We start from the raw sequence: 18,583 nt of genomic DNA, 5'->3' as shown, positions 1-18,583 counted from the left end.
GGTGATAGATGGAGTTGGTGGGTAGCATGATAGGTAGCGTGAGTTATTTATTATTTAGTTTTTTTATGATGAGGAGCGCGCCCACCAAAAAATTCCCCGACCTGCTGAGCGGGGGGAGGGTAGGAGGTGTAAAAGAGAAAGAAGAAAGGTGGGGGGGGTGGGGGCGGGGGGTGCTGGAGGGGGGGCCGGTGCGGCGCCCCCCGCCCCGCCGCGGTCAGATGTGTTTGTCGCCGTTGTGGAACTTCACTTCGTCGATGAACTTCTTGATGTTCTGCTCCTCGGCGCGGGGACAGATCAGCAGCACGTCTTCCGTGTCCACGACGATATACTCCTTCAGGCCGCTGATGACGGCGATCTTCTCCGCGGGAAGCGAGACGATCGACGAACGCGTGTCGTAGAGGTAGCACCCCTCGGCCGGCACGGCGTTGGCGTAGCGGTCCTTGCGCGAGTGCTGGTAGACCGAGCCCCACGTGCCGACGTCGCTCCAGCCGAATTCGCCGCAGCGGACGTAAACGTTGTCGGCCTTTTCCATGATGCCGTAGTCGATCGAGATGGCACGGCACTCCGAGAAGGCGATCTCCACCACGTTGCGCTCGGCGTCGGTCCCCAGGGCGCGCATCACCCCGCTGAAGAGGGCGTGGTGCTCGGGGAGGTACTTCTCGAACGCTTCGACGATCGAGCGGACCTTCCAGACGAAGATGCCCGAGTTCCAGAAAAACTCGCCCGACTGCAGGAAGACCTGCGCCAGTTCCAGGTCGGGCTTCTCCGTGAAGCATTTGACCTTGCTGATGGGGCTGCCGTCCGAGACCTGGATGTAGCCGTATCCCGTGTCGGGGCGCGTGGGCTTGATGCCGACGGTCATCAGCGCGTCGTGCTCCGAGGCGAAGGCGAGGCACTCGGCGATGATCCCGCGGAAGTCCTCCTCGTTGAGGATCAGGTGGTCGGCCGGAGTGACGATCATCTCGGCGTCGGGGTTGCGCTTGAGGAGCGTGTAGGCCGCATAGGCGATGCAGGGCGCCGTGTTGCGCCCCACGGGTTCGCAGAGAACCTGCTCCTCGCCGATTTCGGGAATGTGCTCCAGCACTAGCCGTTTGTATCGGTCGTTGGTCACCACGAGGAAGTTCTCGGCGGGAACCATCTTCGCGAAGCGTTCGTAGGTGTGGCGGATGAAGGATTTCCCGGTTCCGAGAATGTCGAGGAACTGTTTGGGCCTCGACTGGCGGCTTTTGGGCCAGAAGCGGGACCCGATGCCGCCCGCCATGATGACACAATATTTATTGCTCGTCATAGTTATATATGCGTTAAGTTCGACAAAGATAAAAATATTTTCGTAACTTTGCCGCCTGTCGTAAGTTAATTTTTGGGCCGGAGCGCTCCCGCGGCGGCCCGCGGAGAGAGGCTTCCGCGGCGGAGACCCCCGCCGTATCGCGCCGGGAGCGCTTCCCGGAATCCAGGCCGGCGGCGGGATTGCCGGCTGCGGCCGGGGGCGCACCGCGGACGCTATTTTGAGAGACTATGAAAGTTCGATTGTTCACGATACCCAATCTGCTGACGCTGGCGAATCTCGTGTGCGGTTCGGTCGGCGTGGTCATGGCGCTGAGCGGCGGCCGCCTGACGACGGCCTTCTGCCTGATGATTCTGGCCGCCGTGTTCGACTTCTTCGACGGATTCGTGGCGCGCCTGCTGGGACAGAGTTCGCCGATCGGCCTGCAACTCGATTCGCTGTCGGACGACATTTCGTTCGGACTGCTGCCCGCTTCGATCCTCTACGTGCTCTACGGCCGGATGCCGTCGTTGTGGCTGGGCGAAGGCCCGGCGGCGGAGGCGGCGGCCTATGCGGTTTTCGTCGTCGCGGCCTTCGCGGCGCTGCGTCTGGCGAAGTTCAATATCGACGATACGCAGCGCACGGAGTTCTGCGGCCTGCCCTCGCCGGCCGCAGCGCTGCTCTGCGGGTCGCTGGGACTGCTGGCCGAGCGGAACGGACTCGTGCTTCCGCGCGAGGCGGTCCTGGCCGTGGCCGCGGCCACGGCGTGGCTGATGATCTCCGGGATCAGGATGTTCGCGCTCAAGTTCCACGGCTTCGGCTGGCGGGGCAACGAGCTGCGCTATTCGTTTCTGGCGGCCGGCGCGGCGATGATCGTGCTGTTGCGCGGCTATGCCGTGCCGCTCGTTATCGCGCTCTACGTCGTCGTCTCCTTCGTGCGCGGCCTCGCGTGCCGTACAAACCAATGAGAGCGGGTACATGGGTCGTTTGTCGCATCGCATAGGATTGACGCTGTTGTCCGGGCTGCTGCTGGCAGTGCCCGGGGCGGTGCGTTCCCAGAATTTCGATGCCAGCACCCTCATGCGCGCGCAGCGCAACGGCGAGACGAACAACCTCTACGGCAACAACCCCTTCGAGCAGCCCGAGGACGAGAACGGCGAGGGACAGCAGCAGGATACGACCAAGAAGGAGCGCAAAATCCGCAAGCCGCTCGAATCCTACTTCTTCGACGACTCGGTCCGTGCGCTCAACAACTTCCGGTGGCACGTGAACCGCGAGTACAACCGCGTGACGGTCATGCCGCTGGACACCACGCTGACCGATTACAGGATCGACTATCCGTTCTTCCGCGAGGACGTGGGCGACATCGCGCAGGGTGCGCTGGGACAGACTTCGCTGCCGCTGAACTACTTCCGCCGCCCGCAGGATTTCGACTTCAGCTTCGCGAGCCCCTATTACGCCTATACCTACAATATGGAGAACGTGGACTTCTACAACACGAAGAAGCCCATGATCCGCATGAGCTACGAGGAGTCGGGACAGAAGCGTTTCCGGGAGGAGAACTTCGAAATCATGCACGCCCAGAACATCTCGCCGACGACGGGGTTCAATGTCGATTACAAGGCGCGCGGCACCCGCGGACAGTATGTCTGGTCGCGGACCAAGAACCACAATCTGGCCGTGGCGTTCAGCCACACGGGCAAGCGCTACTCGGTCCATGCGGCCTATTACAACAACAAGATCGAACAGCAGGAGAACGGCGGCGTGGTCGGCGTATGGGCCCTGCGGGACACCGTTTTCGAGATGCCGTCGGGCATTCCGATGAAACTGGCCGACGCCGAGGCGAAGAACGTTTACCGCAACAACGCCTTCTTCGTCACGCAGTCCTTCGCCATTCCGTTGCAGCGCGTCACGGAGAGCGACTTCTCGGTGGCCAACCTTTCGACCGTCTATGTGGGCCATTCGTTCGAGTACAGCTCGTGGAGCAAGGTCTATACCGACCTGAACATGCCCTACACCGACGAACGGGACCACCGCGACGAGAACGGCGAATTCGTTTCGGCCGAGCACAACTACTACGACGACTGGTTCATCAACCCGCAGCAGACGCGCGATTCGCTCTACGAGCGGGTCATTTCGAACCGGTTTTTCGTGCAGGCCCAGCCGTGGGACCGCAACGGCGTGGTGGGTACGATCGACGCGGGGCTGGGGATCGACATGCATACCTACTCGCAGTTCGAGCTGAAAGACTACCTGACGGGCGGCTATACGAAGGTCGATAAGACGAGCTATTTCGCCTACGGCGCCGTCAGCGGCAAAATCAAGAAATACGTCGGATGGGACGCGAACCTGAAGTTCTACCCGTCCGGGTACAGAGGCGGGGATATCGAGATCGGCGCGCACCTCGCGCTGACAGGCTATCTCCGCGGACACCCCCTGATTCTCGAGGGGCGGTTCTCGATGGACCGCCGTTCGCCCAATTACTGGCAGGAGAATCTGTTCTCGAACCATTACAGATGGTCCGCTCCTTTGAACAAGGAGAATGAGACTCGGTTCGAGGTGAAGTTTTCGGTCCCCGACTACGCTTTCGAGGCGGGGGCGTGGCAGGGCGTCCTGTCCGACAAGATCTATTACGGTCCGGACGGGAACGTGGCCCAGCACGACGGAAGCGTCAGCCTCACGAGTGTGTATGCCCGCAAGGATTTCCGTTTAGGCGGACTTCATCTGGACAACAGGGTATTGTTGCAGTGGAGTACGGATCAGGAAGTCATCCCCGTTCCGCTTTTGAGCGCCTTCCTCTCGTATTACTACGAGTTCTGGGTCGTGCGCGACGTGCTGCGCCTGCAGATCGGACTGGACGGACGCTTCAATACGCGGTATTATGCGCCCTCCTACAATCCGGCTCTGTCGGTGTACTACAACCAGCGGGAGATGGAGGTGGGGAACTATCCCTATCTCGACGCTTTCGTCATGGGAAAGTGGAAGCGAATGCGCATCTTTCTGAAATACCAGCATGTGAACAAGGGGCTGTTCGGCAACGGCGAGTATTTCTCGGCGGCCGGATACCCGCTCAATCCGGGCATGTTCAAGATCGGTATTTCGTGGGGATTCTATGATTAGCGTACTGTTCTGCGCGGTATGAACTGCCCGCAAAACAACCTTTTATGTTAAAAAAGACTGTTTTAACATTTGCGTTCCTGACTGTTTTGACGACATTTTACGGTTTCAACGCCCGCTTCGGCTCCCCCGTGACGGATGAGGAGCTGCGGAGCGAAACCGCGGCGGGGCTCTCTCCGACGGACGCCCTGCTCGAGGAGAGGACCTGCGTGATTTCGGCCTACGACAACCTGATCCGCGACATCAGCGAGCCGGAAGGCAACGACTGGCGGCTGCTGTCGGCCATCGCCTACCACGAGTCGCGGTTCACGCCCGACGTCACGTCGCGCCGCGGGGCGAAGGGCCTCATGCAGATCATGCCTTCGGTGGCGCGTCAGTTCGACATTCCGATCGAGGAGGTGGCCGATCCCGCCACCAACGTGTGGCTGGCGAACAAGCTGCTCTCGAAGATCGAGGCGACGCTCCGCCTTCCGGAAGGTATTTCCGAGAAGGACCGGATGGGTATTCTTCTGGCCTGCTACAACGGCGGCATCGGCCATGTGACCGATGCCCGGCGGCTGGCCCGGCTCCACGGCGAAGACCCGAATTCGTGGGAAGTGGTGGCGCGCTATCTCACGCTGAAGGCCCGGCCCGAATACTACGAGAGCGAGGCGGTCCGTTACGGCCGCTTCACCGGAGGCCGGCAGACGCTCGCCTACGTGGAGGACGTCATCGGACGCTATGATACATACTGCCGCATCGCCCGGAGGTGATTCGGCGGAAAATACGGAGGGAGACCGTCCGAAAGGTCTCCGCGAAACGGAAATTCACCCCTGCCCAATGCATGCGGCGGGGGTGAATTCGTTTTTTGCGGGGTGCAGGCGTACCGGACGGCGCCTTTCGTCGGGCCTCGCCGGGAGAGTGGTTGCGGCAGTTGCCGGGGGCTTGCCGGGGCGCATCGGTCCCGAAGAATCGCGGGCCCGTGCGGTTGTCGGGGGAGGCGTGCGGCGACGGCCGTATCGGCGCCGGGGACCCGTCGGAAATGAGGACGCCGCGGCACGGATGCACAGGCATCCGCACTGCGGCGTCCTCACGGGCGGGGCGGAACCTCGGGAATTCCGCCCGCACCCGTCAGTAGATCCATCCGAAGTCGTCGAGATAGAGCTGATTCTGCGAGCAGCCGACCATGAAGTCTCCGTAGGCGCTCGTCGAGCAGGAGATCACGATCGAGATCTTGCCGCCCGGTTTCGCCGCCATGTCGTAGAACGACAGAGGCAGTTCGAGGTCGATCCACGCGTCGCCGGTGGAGGCCGCGTCGATGAATTTCGAACCGTAGGCGATGATGGCTCCCTCTTCGGTCCGCATCGTCTCTTCGGGGTCCCACATGCCGGAGGGTTTGCCCACTCCGGAGGTCACTTCGTGCCGGTCGCTCCAATCGACGATGGCTACCATGATACGCGACATGTCCTGATCGCCCTTTTCGAGATTTCCCGGGTTTTGATACTTGGCGACGTCCACCGTTCCGATCGTCGGGGCGTAATAGCGGACCTTCATCGCACGCGGCCGCGACTCCCAGGCGTAGGGCTGTCCGAACTTGACGGTGCCGTTCAGGCCCTCGTAGTGGAACAGACCCGAGAAGAAGTTGCCCGAGGCGAGGATGCCCAGCGTCTTCGAAGCTTGCAGGTATGCGCATTTCGAACCGCCGAACTCGCCCTGCGTGCACAGTTTGGGCTTGAAGGAATTGTTGCCGCTGCCCCAGAAGCGCACCTGCTCCTCGGTCTCGTTGTCTTTCGTGAAACAGCTCAGCGTGCCGTCCTCCAGGTCGCCGTCGGGAATCGTGTGGCCGGCCGCTGTCGTCTGCGTTATCATGCCGTATTCCTCGTCGCCGACCAGCAGGCGCAGCTCGTAGGTGTGGCCGGCGAAGATGCCCTGTTCCGGAGCCATCGTGTAAACGGTCAGTCCGTTCTTGTTCTGCGACTCCTGCCATCCGGGTTCGACGATCGCGCGGAGAATGCCGTCGGCATAACCCTCCTTGCGGGCCGTCTGCCAGCTTTCGGCGCCTTCGGACCGGTACTGCACCTCGGCTTTCTTCGCTTCCTCCTCTGTGAGGAAAGCCGTGACGGTCGCCGTGTTGTTCCAGAGGTCGATCTCCTGCACGGCCATCCGGATGTCGGTCTCCTGTACGCGCAGCGTCCACTCTTCCGTCTCTCCGTGGCAGGTGACGCGCACTTTCCGCTCCTCGGCGAATCCGGCGGCCGAAAGCTCCTCGACCGTGGGCGAGTAGGTCGTGACCTCCGCGGGCCCGAGCTTGAGCGTTTCGATCCGCACGGCGGCCAGGTCGGTGCCGTCGGGTACGAAGGCCGTCGCGGTGCGGGCCTGCGTGTCGATTTCCGCCTCCTTGATCTGCCCCTTCACCCGGAAATCGAGCGCGATGCGCTGTTCGGCCCGGATGGTCCATGTGTAATCCTGGTAGAGCGAGAGGGTCGTGGTGAGCGGCGTGCGCATGTCGTGCGTGCCGACCAGCTCGACCGAACTGGCGATCTGGCGGATGAACGTCTCCTTGTCGGCATGGACGCTGTGGATCGTCACGTCGTAGTCCACTTTGTCGATGCGTACTTTCCGTATATCGGTCTGCTCGTCGAGGGCGAGGGTGATCGTGCGGTTCGCGGGATCGGTCGCGCCGACCGTGAATCCCTCGCCTTCGATGTCGGCGATGCTGATTTCGACGACGGGATAGGGCACGTCGTTCTCGATGCAGGCCGAGCCCAGAAGGGCGGCCGCCGCCGTGAGCAGCGTTTTCAGGTATCGGGTATTCATGGTCTATTTCTTTTTCTTGTCCCAGAGGTGGATCGTCATGCCGACGTTGATGGCGGCGATGTTGAGTTTGAATTTCATGTTCGATGCCTTGCGCGAGCCGATCTTGTGCCCCTCGGCGTCCTTTTGCGTGACGGAGGTGTACTGGATGCCGCCCAGTCCGAACGAGAGCGTGGCGCAGACGTTGGGGAAGATATAGACGGCCGCGCCGGGGTTGAACGCGAGTTTGAACTGCGTGTTGTCGCTGTACGTGCGTTTGATCCGGTCGCCCGACTCGTAGGCGAAGTTCGTGGAGCCGGTGGACATGGAGAGCTCGAATTCGGCGAACAGTCCGAAGCGTCCCTTCGGGTCGAGACCCGCATAGGAACGGTGGAAGATGCCGAACGAATAGTTGTCGCTGGCCAGGTCGAGGTACGGCAGCGCGCCGGTCAGGTCGTTGCTCTCGCCGAAGTCGTAGTTGCCGCTGTCGAGCGTGCCGCCCATGTGGCGGTAGCCGAAGCGCACGCCCACGCAGTTGTTGTCGCGGTAGAAGTAGCCGACGAACGGTTTGACGGTGGCCACCGAACCGTCGGCGCCGATGCCGTCCACGATGAGCATGATGTCCGTGTCGTCGCTCGAGAGCGTGCCGTAGGAGGCCGTGAGACCCATGATGACCTCGCCCTTGTAGGCGAACTTGAGTTTGTCGATCTCCCGGTCGATGCGCCGGCGCGTCGGGAGGAAATGCTCCCGGCCGCGGCTCTTCGCGCCGCTGCCGGATACGGAGGCTGCCGCGGCCTCCCGGCGGAAGGCGTGCGTGCGCGCCGAATCGGCGGGGAGGCTCTCCGCGGACGCTGCGGCGGCCGTCAGCGCGATGCCTGTCGAAAGTGCGGTGAGTATGAAGTGTTTCATGTGCGTCGCGGTATTAGAGGTAGAAAGCCATGCCCAGGCCGATCGAGAAGATATTGACCTTGAAGTTCATCATGCTCGTATTGCGTTTGCCCACCGTGACCTGGTTGTGCACCTGCTTGGTGTGGGTGTAGCTGATACCCATGACACCGACGTTCACTTCGACGGCCATGTTGTTCGTGGCGAAGGCGACGATGCCCGGCGAGATGCCCAGCGAGAGGGTATAGCCTGTCTCGTAGGTTCCCTTGACCGGCGAATCGTTCGTGAAGCGCGCCTGCGTGCCGCCCACGGAGAGCTGCGTCTCGTTGAAGAGCGCGAACCGCTTGTTGCGGCCCAGCGGGATGTACTGGCGCCAGATCGCGGCCACCGAGTAGTTGTGCCGCAGCGAGTAGTAGTTGTTGGCCTTGAGGTCCGTGTCGGAGCCTTCGTCGCCCAGTTGCAGCTCGGCCTTGTCCAGTTCGAGCAGCGTGCGCGAGTAGATGAAGCGGCCGCCGAGGGCCATGTTGTCGGTCAGGGCGTAGGCGATCATCGGACTGACACGCACCGTGTAGCCCTTCGAGTCGATGCCTTCGACGATGAGGAACTGGTAGCCCTCGTTGGTGTGTGTCGAGTAGGAGGCCGTGCCGCCGAAGACCCACTGACCCTTCGGGACGAAGAGGTTGCGGGGATCCGTGAGCCCGCGTTCGCGGCGTTTCTCGTTGATGGTCTTCGGGTGTTCGGCGATCGGTGTGCCGGAGGCCGTCGCGGCGGTTGCCGCCGCGGGAGGACATGTGCGTGCCGTGTCGGCCGGAAGGCCCGGGGCGGACAACTCCTGCGCCCGCAGGATGGTTGCCGACGCCGCGATGCAGCATGCGGCGAGGATAGTCCGGAGGCTTGTTCGCATAAAGGTCTTTTATCAGGAATGTTGCAAAAATAGGCAGGCGTGTCGGTTCGCGGAAATAAATTCAACGAACCGGCGGTTTTTCATCACGAACGTGCCGCTTTGCGGGGCTTCTTTTCATCGGCTCGCGCGGCGGGACCGGTGCGGCGGCGCCCTTTTTACGGCGGCGGCCCTGCCGCAGCGCGCTGCGGCAGGGCCGGATCGTCGTTCCGGAGCGTTCCGGAGGGTCACTTCACGTATTTGTCGAGCCAGCCGAAGAACTCGCGGTTCCAGACCAGCGAATTTTGGGGCTTGAACACCTGGTGCGCCTCGTCCTGGAACTCGACCAGCCGTGCCGGGATGCCCCGCACGCGGGCGGCCGTGAAGGCTTCGAGCGACTGCGTGTAGGGGATGCGGTAGTCGCGTTCGCCGGTGATGATGAGGATGGGCGTGTCCCAGCGGTCGGCGAACTTGTGGGGCGAGTTGGCGTAGGAGCGCATCGCCGTGGGGTTCTCCTTGTCCCAGTAGGAGCCTCCGTAGTCGTTATTGACGAACCACAGCTCCTCCGTCTCGCCGTACATCGAGTCGAAGTCGAAGATGCCGCAGTGGGCGATGAAGGCCTTGAAGCGTTTGTCGTGGTGTCCGGCCAGGAAATAGACCGAATAGCCGCCGTACGAGGCGCCGACGCATCCCATGCGCGTTTCGTCGGCCCACGGCTCGCGCGCCACGTCGTCGATGGCCGAGAGGTAGTCGCGGATGTTCTGTCCCGAGTAGTCGCCCGAGATCTGGTCGAGCCACTCCTGGCCGAACGAGGGCAGACCGCGGCGGTTCGGCGCCACGACGACGTAGCCTTGCGCGGCCATCAGCTGATAGTTCCAGCGATAGCTCCAGCCGTTCGACACGACGCTCTGCGGGCCGCCCTGACAGTAGAGCAGCGTGGGGTATTTCTTCGCCGGGTCGAAGTCGGGCGGCAGGATCACCCACGTGAGCATCTGCTTGCCGTCGGTGGTCTCGACCCACCGTTTCCGCACCTCGCCCATGCGGATCCGGTCGTAGATCGCCCGGTTGATCTCCGAAATCTGCGTCAGCGCACCGTCCGCGGGGTTCACCGTGTAGAACTCCGCGGCGGAGGAGATGGTCGAGAGCTCGGCCACGATCTGCTCCCCGGCCATCGTGAAGGCCGCGATGTCGTGGTCGCCCTTCGTCACGACCTCGACCTCGCCCTCGTCGGGGGCGATGCGGCAGATCTGGTGCGTAGCCTCGATCGGGGCGATGAACCACAGCCGGTCGTTCCCTTCCCAGATGACGTTCATGGCGTTGTAGTCGAAATCCTCGGTGAGGTCCTGCATCGCGTGCGTCCGGCAGTCGTAGAGGAACAGGCGCGACTTGTCCGATTCGTTGCCGGCCCGCCGCTGCGAGAGGAAGGCGATCTTCCGGTCGTCGGGCGACCAGACGGGGTATTTGTCGTACCCGGGCATGGCGGGCTTGTGCCCGGCCGCGGCGTTGTAGCGTGCTTTGCCGTCGAACGGCTTGCAGATGTTGTGCGTTTTGCCGTCGGCCAGGTCATAAACGAAGATGTCCGAGTCGGTCGAGACGGCGTAGGCCGTGCCCGTCAGCGGCTTGCAGGTGTAGGCCAGTTGCGTTCCGGCGTTGTTCCAGGCGATTTCGGCCATGTCGAAGTAGGGGGCCAGCGGCACGTCCCACGCCGCGTCGGCGCCCACGATGTCTGTGCCGGGGCGCAGCCCTTCGGGACCGAAGTCGCCCACGAACAGGTGCATGTGCTCGCCCTCGTCCCAGTAGTCCCAGTGGCGGACCATCAGGTCGTCGTAGATGCGCGCCCGGGATTCGGGCATGTCCTTGTGGATGTCGGCCGAGCGGCGGGCGGCGACCTGCACGCGCTGCACGTACCACGCCTTGTCGCCGCGGGGACTGATGCCGAAGCCCTCCACGTCGCGGTCGAAGTCCGAGAGCTGGCGGACGCTGCCGCCCGCGGCATCCATCTCCCAGACCTGCATCGAACCGCTGCGGTCGGAGAGGAAGTAGATTTTGCCTCCGTCGGCGCTCCAGCGCGGGGAGAGGCTGTTGGACGAGAAGTCCGTGAGCGGGGTGACGGCCTTCGTGGCGAGGTCCTCGACGCGGATCGTCGTCACGCCGCGGTTCTCGGCCATCGAATAGTCGGTCTGCTGGTAGAGGAGCGTCCGTCCGTCGGGCGAGAGCGATGCGCCGCCCGCGCGGCTCATCTTCCACATGACCTCGGGCGTCAGCACGCCGGCCGCGATCTCTTCGGCCGTCAGCGCATTGTCGATCGTAAGGGGTTGCGGCCGCTTGTCGCACGCGCCCAGCCCCGCAGCTGCAATAGCCATCGTCAGGATGATTTTTTTCATTTGCGTAAAGGTTTTCCCATTTATTGCTATTTTTGTTCCGAATTATGATCCGTTCGAACGATGAATCCTACCGTTTATTTCGCCGATAAGACCCTCCGGTTCGTCTCCTCCGCATCCGATGCGGAGGGGTTTCCCGTAGCCGCGGAGTGCGGCCCGAACCGCGACAAGATACTCAAAATTCTCGAAACGCACAACTCCGTTTCGGTCGTCGCGGCCGATCCCGGGGCCGCCTTCGGGGCTTTCGCCGCCGGATTCGTCCCGGTCGAGGCGGCCGGGGGCGTGGTGGTGAACGACCGCGGGGAGTGGCTGATGATCCTCCGCAACGGCCGCTGGGACCTGCCCAAGGGGCACCTCGAGGCGGGCGAGAGCCTCGCCGCCTGTGCCGAGCGCGAGATCGCCGAGGAGACGGGCATCGCCGCGCGGGTCGAACGGCCCCTGTGCGAGACGCTGCACGCCTACTGGTTCGCGAAGACCGCGCGCTGGGAGCTCAAGCGCACGCACTGGTTCCGGCTGCGTCCGGCGGGAGCCGGCATTCCGGCGCCCCAGACCGAGGAGGGGATCGAAAGGGTGTCGTGGTGCGCTCCCGCCGAGCGCGAGGAGCATCTGCGCGACGCTTTCCCGACGATCCGTCGTGTGGCCGCGGCGATGGAGGAGTAGGCGGCGGCTCCCGGTCCGGGGGGCGCTTCCGTGCCGGAAGGCGTTCTATGTGTCGCCCAGCCGGCGGCGGACCTCCTCCTTGTATTTGCGGGAGATGTCGATCCGTTCGTCGCCGATGAGGACGTACGAGGGGAGGTAGCGGTCGATCCGCTCCGTATTGACTATGTAGGAGCGGTGGATGCGCAGAAAACGGCCGTCGAGCTGCGCCTCCCACTGCGAGATGCGCGTCTTGGTGCGGTAGATCTCGCCCGAGACGGTGTGGATCCGCACTTCGCTGTCGTTCGACTCCACATAGCGGATCTCGCCGGGATCGAGCGCGACCTTCCGCCGCTCGGAGACGAAGCGGATCGTCGTGTCGTAGGGCTGCCGGCGTTCCAGGTATTTCTCGATGGCCATTCCGGGAGTGACGAGGGCCGAGAGGACCAGCAGCAGGAAGAAGGGGTTCAGCAGCAGCGGGGGAACCTCGTCCGGGGAGGCGTCGAGCACGAGGTCCAGTCCGAGCAGCAGCGAGAGGTATTGGGTGCAGAGAACGGCCAGCGCGAGGCAGACGGCATGGAGGATGTGCTCCCGGTCTCTGCCGGGTGCGAGTTGCGGCAGGAAATAGCGGGCGCAGAGCATGCCGGGCAGAAAGAGCACGGCGAGGGCGACCGCCCGCGGAGCGGGGTGGCCCAGGCTGACGAACAGCAGGGCGAGGAAGCCGACGGCGCCGGGCCACCAGCAGATCGGGAAGAGGCGTTTCATGTGCGGGCGGGGATTTTGCGTCCTTACAAATATAGGTAAAATCTCCTTTCGGCGGAAGCCCTTCGCCGGACGGATCGGGGCGCGGAGGCCGGTCGGCGGGTTTCTACCGCCCGACAACGGGATTCGACGCCCCCTTTTTGCGCCGTCCGGCCGCTTTGTCCCCTATCTTTGCGGAAGGGAATGGTCCCGCATTATTTAAAAAATCTGTCGTTATGTTCGAGTTGTTTTCCGAGGGCGGACCGTGGGGCATGTCGCTCCTGACCGTCGAGCTGATCTGTCTGTTGTTCGCCGCGTGGAAAGCCCCCGCGTGGGTCAAGGAAATCGGGCTGCTGGCGCTGGTCAGCGGCATCGTCTGGGAGTTGTTCGGACTTTATGGAGTGTTCGGTGCGTTGCGGCAGATGCCGGACATTTCGAACGGCGTGCTGGCCGGAGGCTTCCGGGTGGCATTGATCCCGTTGCTCTACGGCTTGCTGATCTACGCCGTGTCGCTCGTGATCCGCATGTTGCAGAAGCCGCGCATCTGATCCGGAAGGGCACATCCGGAAGGACGCGTGGAATCGGCCGTGGCATGGCGCCGCCCTGCGGGCCGGCGGAGGTGTCCTCCGCGACGCTCCGCCAGGGCGGCGTCTGCGCCGAAGACCGCCGGACGGCGGAGCCTCCTCGTCGCGCCCGCATCCGGGCGTAGAGCGTCCGCCGTCCGGGCATGGACGTTAGGCCGCGATCCGGTCGGAGTCGTGGGGCGTATGCCGTCCTCCCCGGTTGCGGGACGGGATACGGAAGAAGGAGACGAAGCGGCCGAAGTCGTTCATGGACACGACGGACCGGCGGCCGTTCAGGCCGGCCGGACGCCGTTGAGGGCGTTGGCGATCCCCTCGGCGATCTGATCCACGGCTTTTTGCAGTTTGCCGCCGATCATCATTTTCATCATCATGTTCAGCTCGATGTGCAGCACCAGCCGCAGGCGGGTGTCGTATTCCGAGACCTTGTGCAGCTGGATCCAGAAGGCGAAATCCATCGGTACGCCCCCCTCATCGCCCACGATCTTCACGTGTTTGGGCTCGATGCGCTCCTCCATACGGAGCTTCACGGTGAACCCTTTGGCCTTGAACGAGCAGCGCTCCTCGTCGGCCTGCCACTCCTCGACGCGGTCGGCCAGGGCGGGCGTCAGGTTGTCGAAACGGCTGATTACAGCGTAGATCTGTTCTGCGGGAAGCAGAACCCGGTGTTGTTGCGAGATGTATTCCTGCATGGCGTGAATGGATAGTGGCGGCAAAGATAACGATTTTTCCGCTATTTCCGCTTGCCGGCCGGCCGCGGCCGGTCAGTCGATCTCGAACGTGCGGGCCGTGTCGCTGTCGGCGGTGATGCGCACGTTCATCGTGTTCTCCGGGAGCAGTTGTTCGATCTTCTCGGGCCACTCCACCAGGCAGAGGTCGCCCGAGTAGAAGTACTCCTCGTAGCCGAAGTCGTAGGCCTCGCGCTGGTCGTCGATGCGGTAGAAATCGAAGTGGTGGATACGCTCTTTGCCGGCCTTGTATTGATTGACGATGGCGAACGTGGGACTGGTCACGGTGTCCGCCGATCCCAGCGCGGCGACGATCTCGCGGATGAGCGTCGTCTTGCCCGCCCCCATGCCGCCGCGGAAGGCGACCACCGTGCGGCGCCCCAGCGAGCGGATGACGGCCCGCGCCACGTCGGGCAGTTCGTCCTGCGATGTGATGTGTATGGTTCTCATGCTATTGTTTGGGTTTCAGTACGATGTAGGGCACGATCATCTCCTGCATGGAAATGCCGCCGTGCTGGAACGTGTTGCGGTAGTAGCGGATATGCCGGTTGGCGTCGTTGTTGTAGATCAGGAAATCCGAGTTGTAGGCGAAGATGTAGCTCGAAGTGAGGTTGCTCGACGGCAACTGGATGTCCTTCGGATTGAGCACCTCGTACACCTCGCGCGAATTGTAGGCCAGGTTGCGTCCCGTCTTGTAGCGCAGGTTGGCCGAAGTCTCGCGGTCGCCGGTGACCTTCACGGGGTTGTCCACGCGGACCGTGCCGTGGTCCGAGGTGATGACCACCGTGTGCCCCCGCTCGGAGAGCAGTTTGAGGATGGTGTAGAGGTCCGAGTGCTCGAACCACGAGCGGGTCAGCGAGCGGAACGCCGCGTCGTCCTCCGTGAGCTCGCGGATGATGTCCGTCTCGGTCCGCGCGTGGGAGAGGATGTCGAGGAAGTTGTAAACGATCACCGAGAAGTCGGCGTCGTAAACCTTCTGGATGTTGTCCACCAGCTTGCGGCCCTGTTCCGGGCGCACGAGCTTGTCGAACGAGAAGCGCCACTGTTTGCCGTTCTGCTGCATCAGCCGCCGGAGGAACTCCTCCTCGTACTGGTTCTTGCCGCCCTCCTCGTTGTCGTTGAGCCACTTCTGGGGCATCAGCTTGTCGATGGCCAGCGGCATCAGCCCGGCGAAGACGGCGTTGCGGGCGTATTGCGTGGCCGTGGGAAGGATGGCGCAGTAGAAATCGTCCTGCACCACGTCGTAGTAGCCGCGCAGCAGCGAGGAGATCGAACGCCACTGGTCGTAGCGGAAGTTGTCGATCAGCAGCAGCGTCGTCTTGGGATTCTCGTCAGCCACGGGGAAGATTTTCGTCCGCATGAGCGTATGCGACATCGTGGGCGTGTCCTCCGTGCGGCGGTTGATCCAGTTGTAGTAGTTGCGGCGGACGAATTTGCAGAACTCCTGGTTGGCCTCGACGCTCTGGTAGGAGAGCACCTCGCGGATGCTCCGGTCCGAGGATTCCGAAAGCTCGATCTCCCAGCCGGTGAGCCGGCGGTAGATCGAACACCAGTCCTGGAACGTCTCGGCCAGCTGGAGCGACGAGGTGATGCGCCCGAACTCCGAGCGGTAGTCGGCCGTGGTCTGCTCGGTGACGAGCTGCTGCTGGTGGACGTTTTTCTTGATCGAGAGCAGCACCTGATTGGGATTCACGGGCTTGATGAGGTAGTCGGCGATCTTCGATCCCACGGCCTTGTCCATGATGTTCTCCTCCTCGCTCTTGGTGACCATGATGACGGGTGTCGTCGGGCGCACCTCCTTGATCTTGGGCAGGGTTTCGAGTCCGGTCATGCCGGGCATCATCTCGTCGAGGATAATCAGGTCGTAGGCCCCTTCGGAGGCCATGTCTATCGCGTCGTATCCGTTGTTGCAGGTGTCCACCTCGTAGCCTTTCTGCGTGAGAAACAGCACGTGCGGTTTCAGCAGTTCCACTTCGTCGTCCACCCAGAGTATTTTGACCATAGCGCTGTCGTGATTGGGATTCGCAAAAATAGTGATTTTACCTCTCAAACGCAAAAACCGGGCGGTTTATTGGACCGTCGGCGCGATTTTCGCCGTTCGGACGGTCATGGCGTTGTGCACCAGCGAGTTGCTCGATTCCGGGCGGGAAGTTCGGAGCGGTCCTTCCGGCGGCGGAAACGGGATATTTCGGTTTTTCTGCGGGTTTTGCCCGATATTTGTTATCGCATTGTAAGCGTGGAAAGTAGGGCGTGGATGAAAAAAAATGAAAAAAACGACCGTTTGTTGGCGGAAATACAAATAAAGTGTATATTTGCACTCCGAATCTCAGGTTAAACTCAATAAAACCACATAATTATGACAAAGGCAGATATCGTAAGCGAAATCGCGAAGAGCACCGGCGTGGAGAAGGTGCAGGTGCAGGCTATCGTCGAGGCTTTCATGGAGAGCATCAAGACGTCGCTGACCCAGAAGAACAACGTGTATCTCCGCGGCTTCGGCAGTTTCATCGTGAAGAAACGCGCCAAGAAGGTAGCCCGCAACATCTCCAAGAACACGACCATCACCATTCCCGAACATAACATCCCTGCTTTCAAGCCCGCCAAGAGCTTCGCAGAGAAGGTGAAGTAAAAAATAAATAAGAACCTCTAAAATTTTAAGGACTATGCCAAACGGAAAGAAGCATAAGCGTCACAAGATGGCTACCCACAAGCGTAAAAAACGTCTTCGCAAGAACCGTCACAAGAAAAAGTAGGGTAGCGCTGTACTAACGGGATAAAGCTAAAGGAGCAGGGCTCTTTTAGCTTTACCTATTTATTTCCGAGCGGTCGCGCCGCTCCTCCGGCTTTCGCCGTACGCACGCACGGTGCGTTGATTTTCAGCAGATATTGGAGCCTGCCGCCGCTCCATTCCTATCAGGCGGTACGATACTAATTTTTTCAGCATCCCGCGCCCGCCGGAGGGCCGGCGCGGCACACGATATATGAACAGAGAGTTAATCGTTAGCGTCACCCCGGCCGAGATCTCCATCGCCCTGTGCGAGGACAAGGTGCTCGTCGAGCTCAACAAGGAGCAGTGTCAGACGGGGTTTTCCGTGGGGGACATCTACCTCGGGAAGGTGCGTAAGATCATGCCGGGGCTCAACGCGGCATTCGTCAATATAGGGCACGAGAAGGACGCCTTCATCCACTACCTCGACCTGGGCGGACAGTTCCGCTCGTTGCAGAAACTCGTCGCCTCGCAGCAGCCCGGCAAGCGGGGCCTGCGCGTCGAGAGCATGAAGCTCGAGGCGCCGGTAGAGAAGGAGGGCAAGATCGGCGACTACCTCCAGGTGGGGCAGCAGATCATGGTGCAGGTGGCCAAGGAGGCCATTTCGACCAAGGGACCGCGCCTGACGGCCGACATTTCGCTCGCCGGCCGCAACGTGGTGCTGGTCCCCTTCTCGTCGAAGGTCTTCCTTTCGCAGAAGATCCGTTCGGCGGAGGAGAAGAAGCGCCTCAAGCGCATCGCGGCGGCGGTGCTTCCGAAGAATTTCGGCGTCATCATCCGCACGGCCGCCATGGAGGCCCGGGACGAGGACATCGAGCACGACATCCAGACGCAGATCGACCGCTGGCGCAAGACCGTGGCGGCCATCCGCAAGCATACGGCCCCCGACCAGTTGATGAGCGAGATGAACCGCGCCAACACGATCATCCGCGACTCGCTCAACGGCTCCTTCTCGCAGATCGCCGTGGACGACGAGGCCATGTACAACGAGATCCGCAACTACATCAAGCAGATCGACCCCGAGAAGGTGAAGATCGTCAAGCTCTACAAGGGCAAGGTCCCCATCTTCGACAACTTCGACATCTCGAAGCAGATCAAGTCGCTCTTCGCCAAGTACGTCTCGCTCCGGCGCGGCGCCTACCTCATCATCGAGCATACGGAGGCCATGAACGTCATCGACGTCAATTCGGGCAACCGCACCAAGGCCGAGGACAACCAGGAGCAGACCGCGATGGACGTGAACCTGGCCGCGGCGAAGGAGATCGCCCGGCAACTGCGGCTGCGCGACCTGGGCGGCATCGTCATCATCGACTTCATCGACCTGCACAAGGCGCAGAACAAACAGGCGCTCTACGACGAGATGGTGAAGCTGATGGCCACCGACAGGGCCAAGCACACCGTGCTGCCGCTCACGAAGTTCGGACTGATGCAGATCACGCGCCAGCGGGTGCGCCCCGTGGCCGTGGAGAGCGTTTCGGACGTCTGCCCGACGTGCAACGGCACGGGCAAGATCGAGCCGACGGTGCTGCTCGACAAGAAGATCGAGAATCAGATTTCGTTCCTCACGCAGGACCGCGGCCACAAGTTCATCAAGCTGGTGGTCAGCCCCTATGTGGCGGCTTTCCTCAGGAAGGGCCTGATTTCGCTGCGCCGCCGCTGGGAGTGGAAATACAAGGTGCGGATCGAGATCGCCGAGGATCAGAGCACCGGCATCGTCGAGGTGCATTACCACGATAAGAATGATAACGATTTGATAAACAAATAATTCGGACCTGTCGTCGGGCTTCCGGGAATTTCCGCCCTGCCGGGCCGGCGCGTGTGCGGGCGGGAG

16 protein-coding genes are annotated in these 18,583 nt (G+C 62.1%); 7 read left to right on the top strand and 9 right to left on the bottom strand.

Annotated elements, in window-relative coordinates:
• Positions 1-214: 214 nt before the first annotated feature.
• A complete protein-coding gene (locus KB554_RS03135) occupies positions 215-1,288 on the bottom strand; it encodes a mannose-1-phosphate guanylyltransferase (RefSeq protein ID WP_179954804.1) in 1,074 nt (357 codons plus the stop codon).
• A gap of 227 nt (positions 1,289-1,515) precedes the next feature.
• Here KB554_RS03135 and KB554_RS03130 point away from each other — a divergent pair, with 227 nt between their 5' ends.
• Genes KB554_RS03130 through KB554_RS03120 form a run of 3 tightly spaced genes read left to right on the top strand, consistent with a single transcriptional unit; the run spans position 1,516 to position 5,133 of the window.
• The gene (locus KB554_RS03130; RefSeq protein WP_211034936.1) at positions 1,516-2,232 is read left to right on the top strand and encodes a CDP-alcohol phosphatidyltransferase family protein; all 717 of its coding nucleotides are present in this window, start codon (positions 1,516-1,518) and stop codon (positions 2,230-2,232) included.
• A 10-nt stretch (positions 2,233-2,242) separates the two neighbouring features.
• Entirely contained in the window at positions 2,243-4,384 is a 2,142-nt protein-coding gene (locus tag KB554_RS03125; RefSeq protein ID WP_141429221.1) for a putative porin, read from the top strand.
• A gap of 44 nt (positions 4,385-4,428) precedes the next feature.
• On the top strand, positions 4,429-5,133 hold the full coding sequence (locus tag KB554_RS03120) for a transglycosylase SLT domain-containing protein (protein WP_211034935.1): 705 nt from the start codon (positions 4,429-4,431) through the stop codon (positions 5,131-5,133).
• A 358-nt stretch (positions 5,134-5,491) separates the two neighbouring features.
• Here KB554_RS03120 and KB554_RS03115 read toward each other — a convergent pair whose 3' ends face one another.
• The 4 genes from KB554_RS03115 to KB554_RS03100 form a co-directional block, all read right to left on the bottom strand.
• On the bottom strand, positions 5,492-7,177 hold the full coding sequence (locus tag KB554_RS03115) for a PCMD domain-containing protein (protein ID WP_211034934.1): 1,686 nt from the start codon (positions 7,175-7,177) through the stop codon (positions 5,492-5,494).
• 3 nt (positions 7,178-7,180) lie between these two features.
• Positions 7,181-8,062 carry a hypothetical protein gene (locus KB554_RS03110; protein WP_211034933.1) on the bottom strand — a complete coding sequence of 294 codons (882 nt, stop codon included), beginning with the start codon at positions 8,060-8,062 and terminating at the stop codon, positions 7,181-7,183.
• A gap of 13 nt (positions 8,063-8,075) precedes the next feature.
• The gene (locus KB554_RS03105; RefSeq protein WP_211034932.1) at positions 8,076-8,942 is read right to left on the bottom strand and encodes a hypothetical protein; all 867 of its coding nucleotides are present in this window, start codon (positions 8,940-8,942) and stop codon (positions 8,076-8,078) included.
• Between the two features lie 224 nt (positions 8,943-9,166).
• Positions 9,167-11,302: a S9 family peptidase gene (locus KB554_RS03100; RefSeq protein ID WP_211034931.1), complete on the bottom strand. Its 2,136-nt coding sequence runs from the start codon at positions 11,300-11,302 to the stop codon at positions 9,167-9,169.
• 60 nt (positions 11,303-11,362) lie between these two features.
• On the opposite strand from KB554_RS03100, the gene KB554_RS03095 reads away from it, so the two are divergent.
• The gene (locus KB554_RS03095; RefSeq protein ID WP_211034930.1) at positions 11,363-11,959 is read left to right on the top strand and encodes an NUDIX domain-containing protein; all 597 of its coding nucleotides are present in this window, start codon (positions 11,363-11,365) and stop codon (positions 11,957-11,959) included.
• Between the two features lie 45 nt (positions 11,960-12,004).
• Here KB554_RS03095 and KB554_RS03090 read toward each other — a convergent pair whose 3' ends face one another.
• The gene (locus tag KB554_RS03090; RefSeq protein ID WP_211034929.1) at positions 12,005-12,700 is read right to left on the bottom strand and encodes a LytTR family DNA-binding domain-containing protein; all 696 of its coding nucleotides are present in this window, start codon (positions 12,698-12,700) and stop codon (positions 12,005-12,007) included.
• Between the two features lie 212 nt (positions 12,701-12,912).
• Here KB554_RS03090 and KB554_RS03085 point away from each other — a divergent pair, with 212 nt between their 5' ends.
• Entirely contained in the window at positions 12,913-13,224 is a 312-nt protein-coding gene (locus KB554_RS03085) for a hypothetical protein (RefSeq protein WP_211034928.1), read from the top strand.
• 308 nt (positions 13,225-13,532) lie between these two features.
• On the opposite strand, the gene KB554_RS03080 is transcribed toward KB554_RS03085, so the two are convergent.
• From KB554_RS03080 to KB554_RS03070, 3 genes are all read right to left on the bottom strand, one after another.
• Complete coding sequence (locus tag KB554_RS03080) at positions 13,533-13,949, bottom strand: polyketide cyclase (protein WP_141430004.1); 417 nt, start codon at positions 13,947-13,949, stop codon at positions 13,533-13,535.
• A 72-nt stretch (positions 13,950-14,021) separates the two neighbouring features.
• Positions 14,022-14,435, bottom strand: coding sequence for a tRNA (adenosine(37)-N6)-threonylcarbamoyltransferase complex ATPase subunit type 1 TsaE (gene tsaE / locus KB554_RS03075; RefSeq protein WP_141429238.1), 414 nt, complete (start codon positions 14,433-14,435; stop codon positions 14,022-14,024).
• A 1-nt stretch (position 14,436) separates the two neighbouring features.
• Positions 14,437-15,987 carry a bifunctional response regulator/alkaline phosphatase family protein gene (locus KB554_RS03070; protein ID WP_141429240.1) on the bottom strand — a complete coding sequence of 517 codons (1,551 nt, stop codon included), beginning with the start codon at positions 15,985-15,987 and terminating at the stop codon, positions 14,437-14,439.
• Positions 15,988-16,341: 354 nt separating this feature from the next.
• Here KB554_RS03070 and KB554_RS03065 point away from each other — a divergent pair, with 354 nt between their 5' ends.
• Complete coding sequence (locus tag KB554_RS03065) at positions 16,342-16,614, top strand: HU family DNA-binding protein (protein ID WP_141429242.1); 273 nt, start codon at positions 16,342-16,344, stop codon at positions 16,612-16,614.
• Positions 16,615-16,966: 352 nt separating this feature from the next.
• Positions 16,967-18,517: an Rne/Rng family ribonuclease gene (locus KB554_RS03060; protein WP_211034927.1), complete on the top strand. Its 1,551-nt coding sequence runs from the start codon at positions 16,967-16,969 to the stop codon at positions 18,515-18,517.
• The last annotated feature ends 66 nt before the right edge of the window (positions 18,518-18,583 follow it).

The sequence above is a fragment of the Alistipes sp. Marseille-P2263 genome (genome assembly GCF_018101075.1).
GTDB classification, from domain to species: Bacteria; Bacteroidota; Bacteroidia; order Bacteroidales; family Rikenellaceae; genus Alistipes; species Alistipes dispar.
This window is presented reverse-complemented; position numbering and strand designations above follow the sequence as displayed.

Coding starts and splice junctions, on each gene's coding strand:
- KB554_RS03060 (WP_211034927.1), top strand. CDS start 16,967: ATGAACAGAGAGTTAATCGTTAGCGTCACCCCGGCCGAGATCTCCATC.
- KB554_RS03120 (WP_211034935.1), top strand. CDS start 4,429: ATGTTAAAAAAGACTGTTTTAACATTTGCGTTCCTGACTGTTTTGACG.
- KB554_RS03065 (WP_141429242.1), top strand. CDS start 16,342: ATGACAAAGGCAGATATCGTAAGCGAAATCGCGAAGAGCACCGGCGTG.
- KB554_RS03090 (WP_211034929.1), bottom strand. CDS start 12,700: ATGAAACGCCTCTTCCCGATCTGCTGGTGGCCCGGCGCCGTCGGCTTC.
- KB554_RS03080 (WP_141430004.1), bottom strand. CDS start 13,949: ATGCAGGAATACATCTCGCAACAACACCGGGTTCTGCTTCCCGCAGAA.
- tsaE (WP_141429238.1), bottom strand. CDS start 14,435: ATGAGAACCATACACATCACATCGCAGGACGAACTGCCCGACGTGGCG.
- KB554_RS03135 (WP_179954804.1), bottom strand. CDS start 1,288: ATGACGAGCAATAAATATTGTGTCATCATGGCGGGCGGCATCGGGTCC.
- KB554_RS03125 (WP_141429221.1), top strand. CDS start 2,243: ATGGGTCGTTTGTCGCATCGCATAGGATTGACGCTGTTGTCCGGGCTG.
- KB554_RS03115 (WP_211034934.1), bottom strand. CDS start 7,177: ATGAATACCCGATACCTGAAAACGCTGCTCACGGCGGCGGCCGCCCTT.
- KB554_RS03085 (WP_211034928.1), top strand. CDS start 12,913: ATGTTCGAGTTGTTTTCCGAGGGCGGACCGTGGGGCATGTCGCTCCTG.
- KB554_RS03095 (WP_211034930.1), top strand. CDS start 11,363: ATGAATCCTACCGTTTATTTCGCCGATAAGACCCTCCGGTTCGTCTCC.
- KB554_RS03070 (WP_141429240.1), bottom strand. CDS start 15,987: ATGGTCAAAATACTCTGGGTGGACGACGAAGTGGAACTGCTGAAACCG.
- KB554_RS03130 (WP_211034936.1), top strand. CDS start 1,516: ATGAAAGTTCGATTGTTCACGATACCCAATCTGCTGACGCTGGCGAAT.
- KB554_RS03105 (WP_211034932.1), bottom strand. CDS start 8,942: ATGCGAACAAGCCTCCGGACTATCCTCGCCGCATGCTGCATCGCGGCG.
- KB554_RS03110 (WP_211034933.1), bottom strand. CDS start 8,062: ATGAAACACTTCATACTCACCGCACTTTCGACAGGCATCGCGCTGACG.
- KB554_RS03100 (WP_211034931.1), bottom strand. CDS start 11,302: ATGAAAAAAATCATCCTGACGATGGCTATTGCAGCTGCGGGGCTGGGC.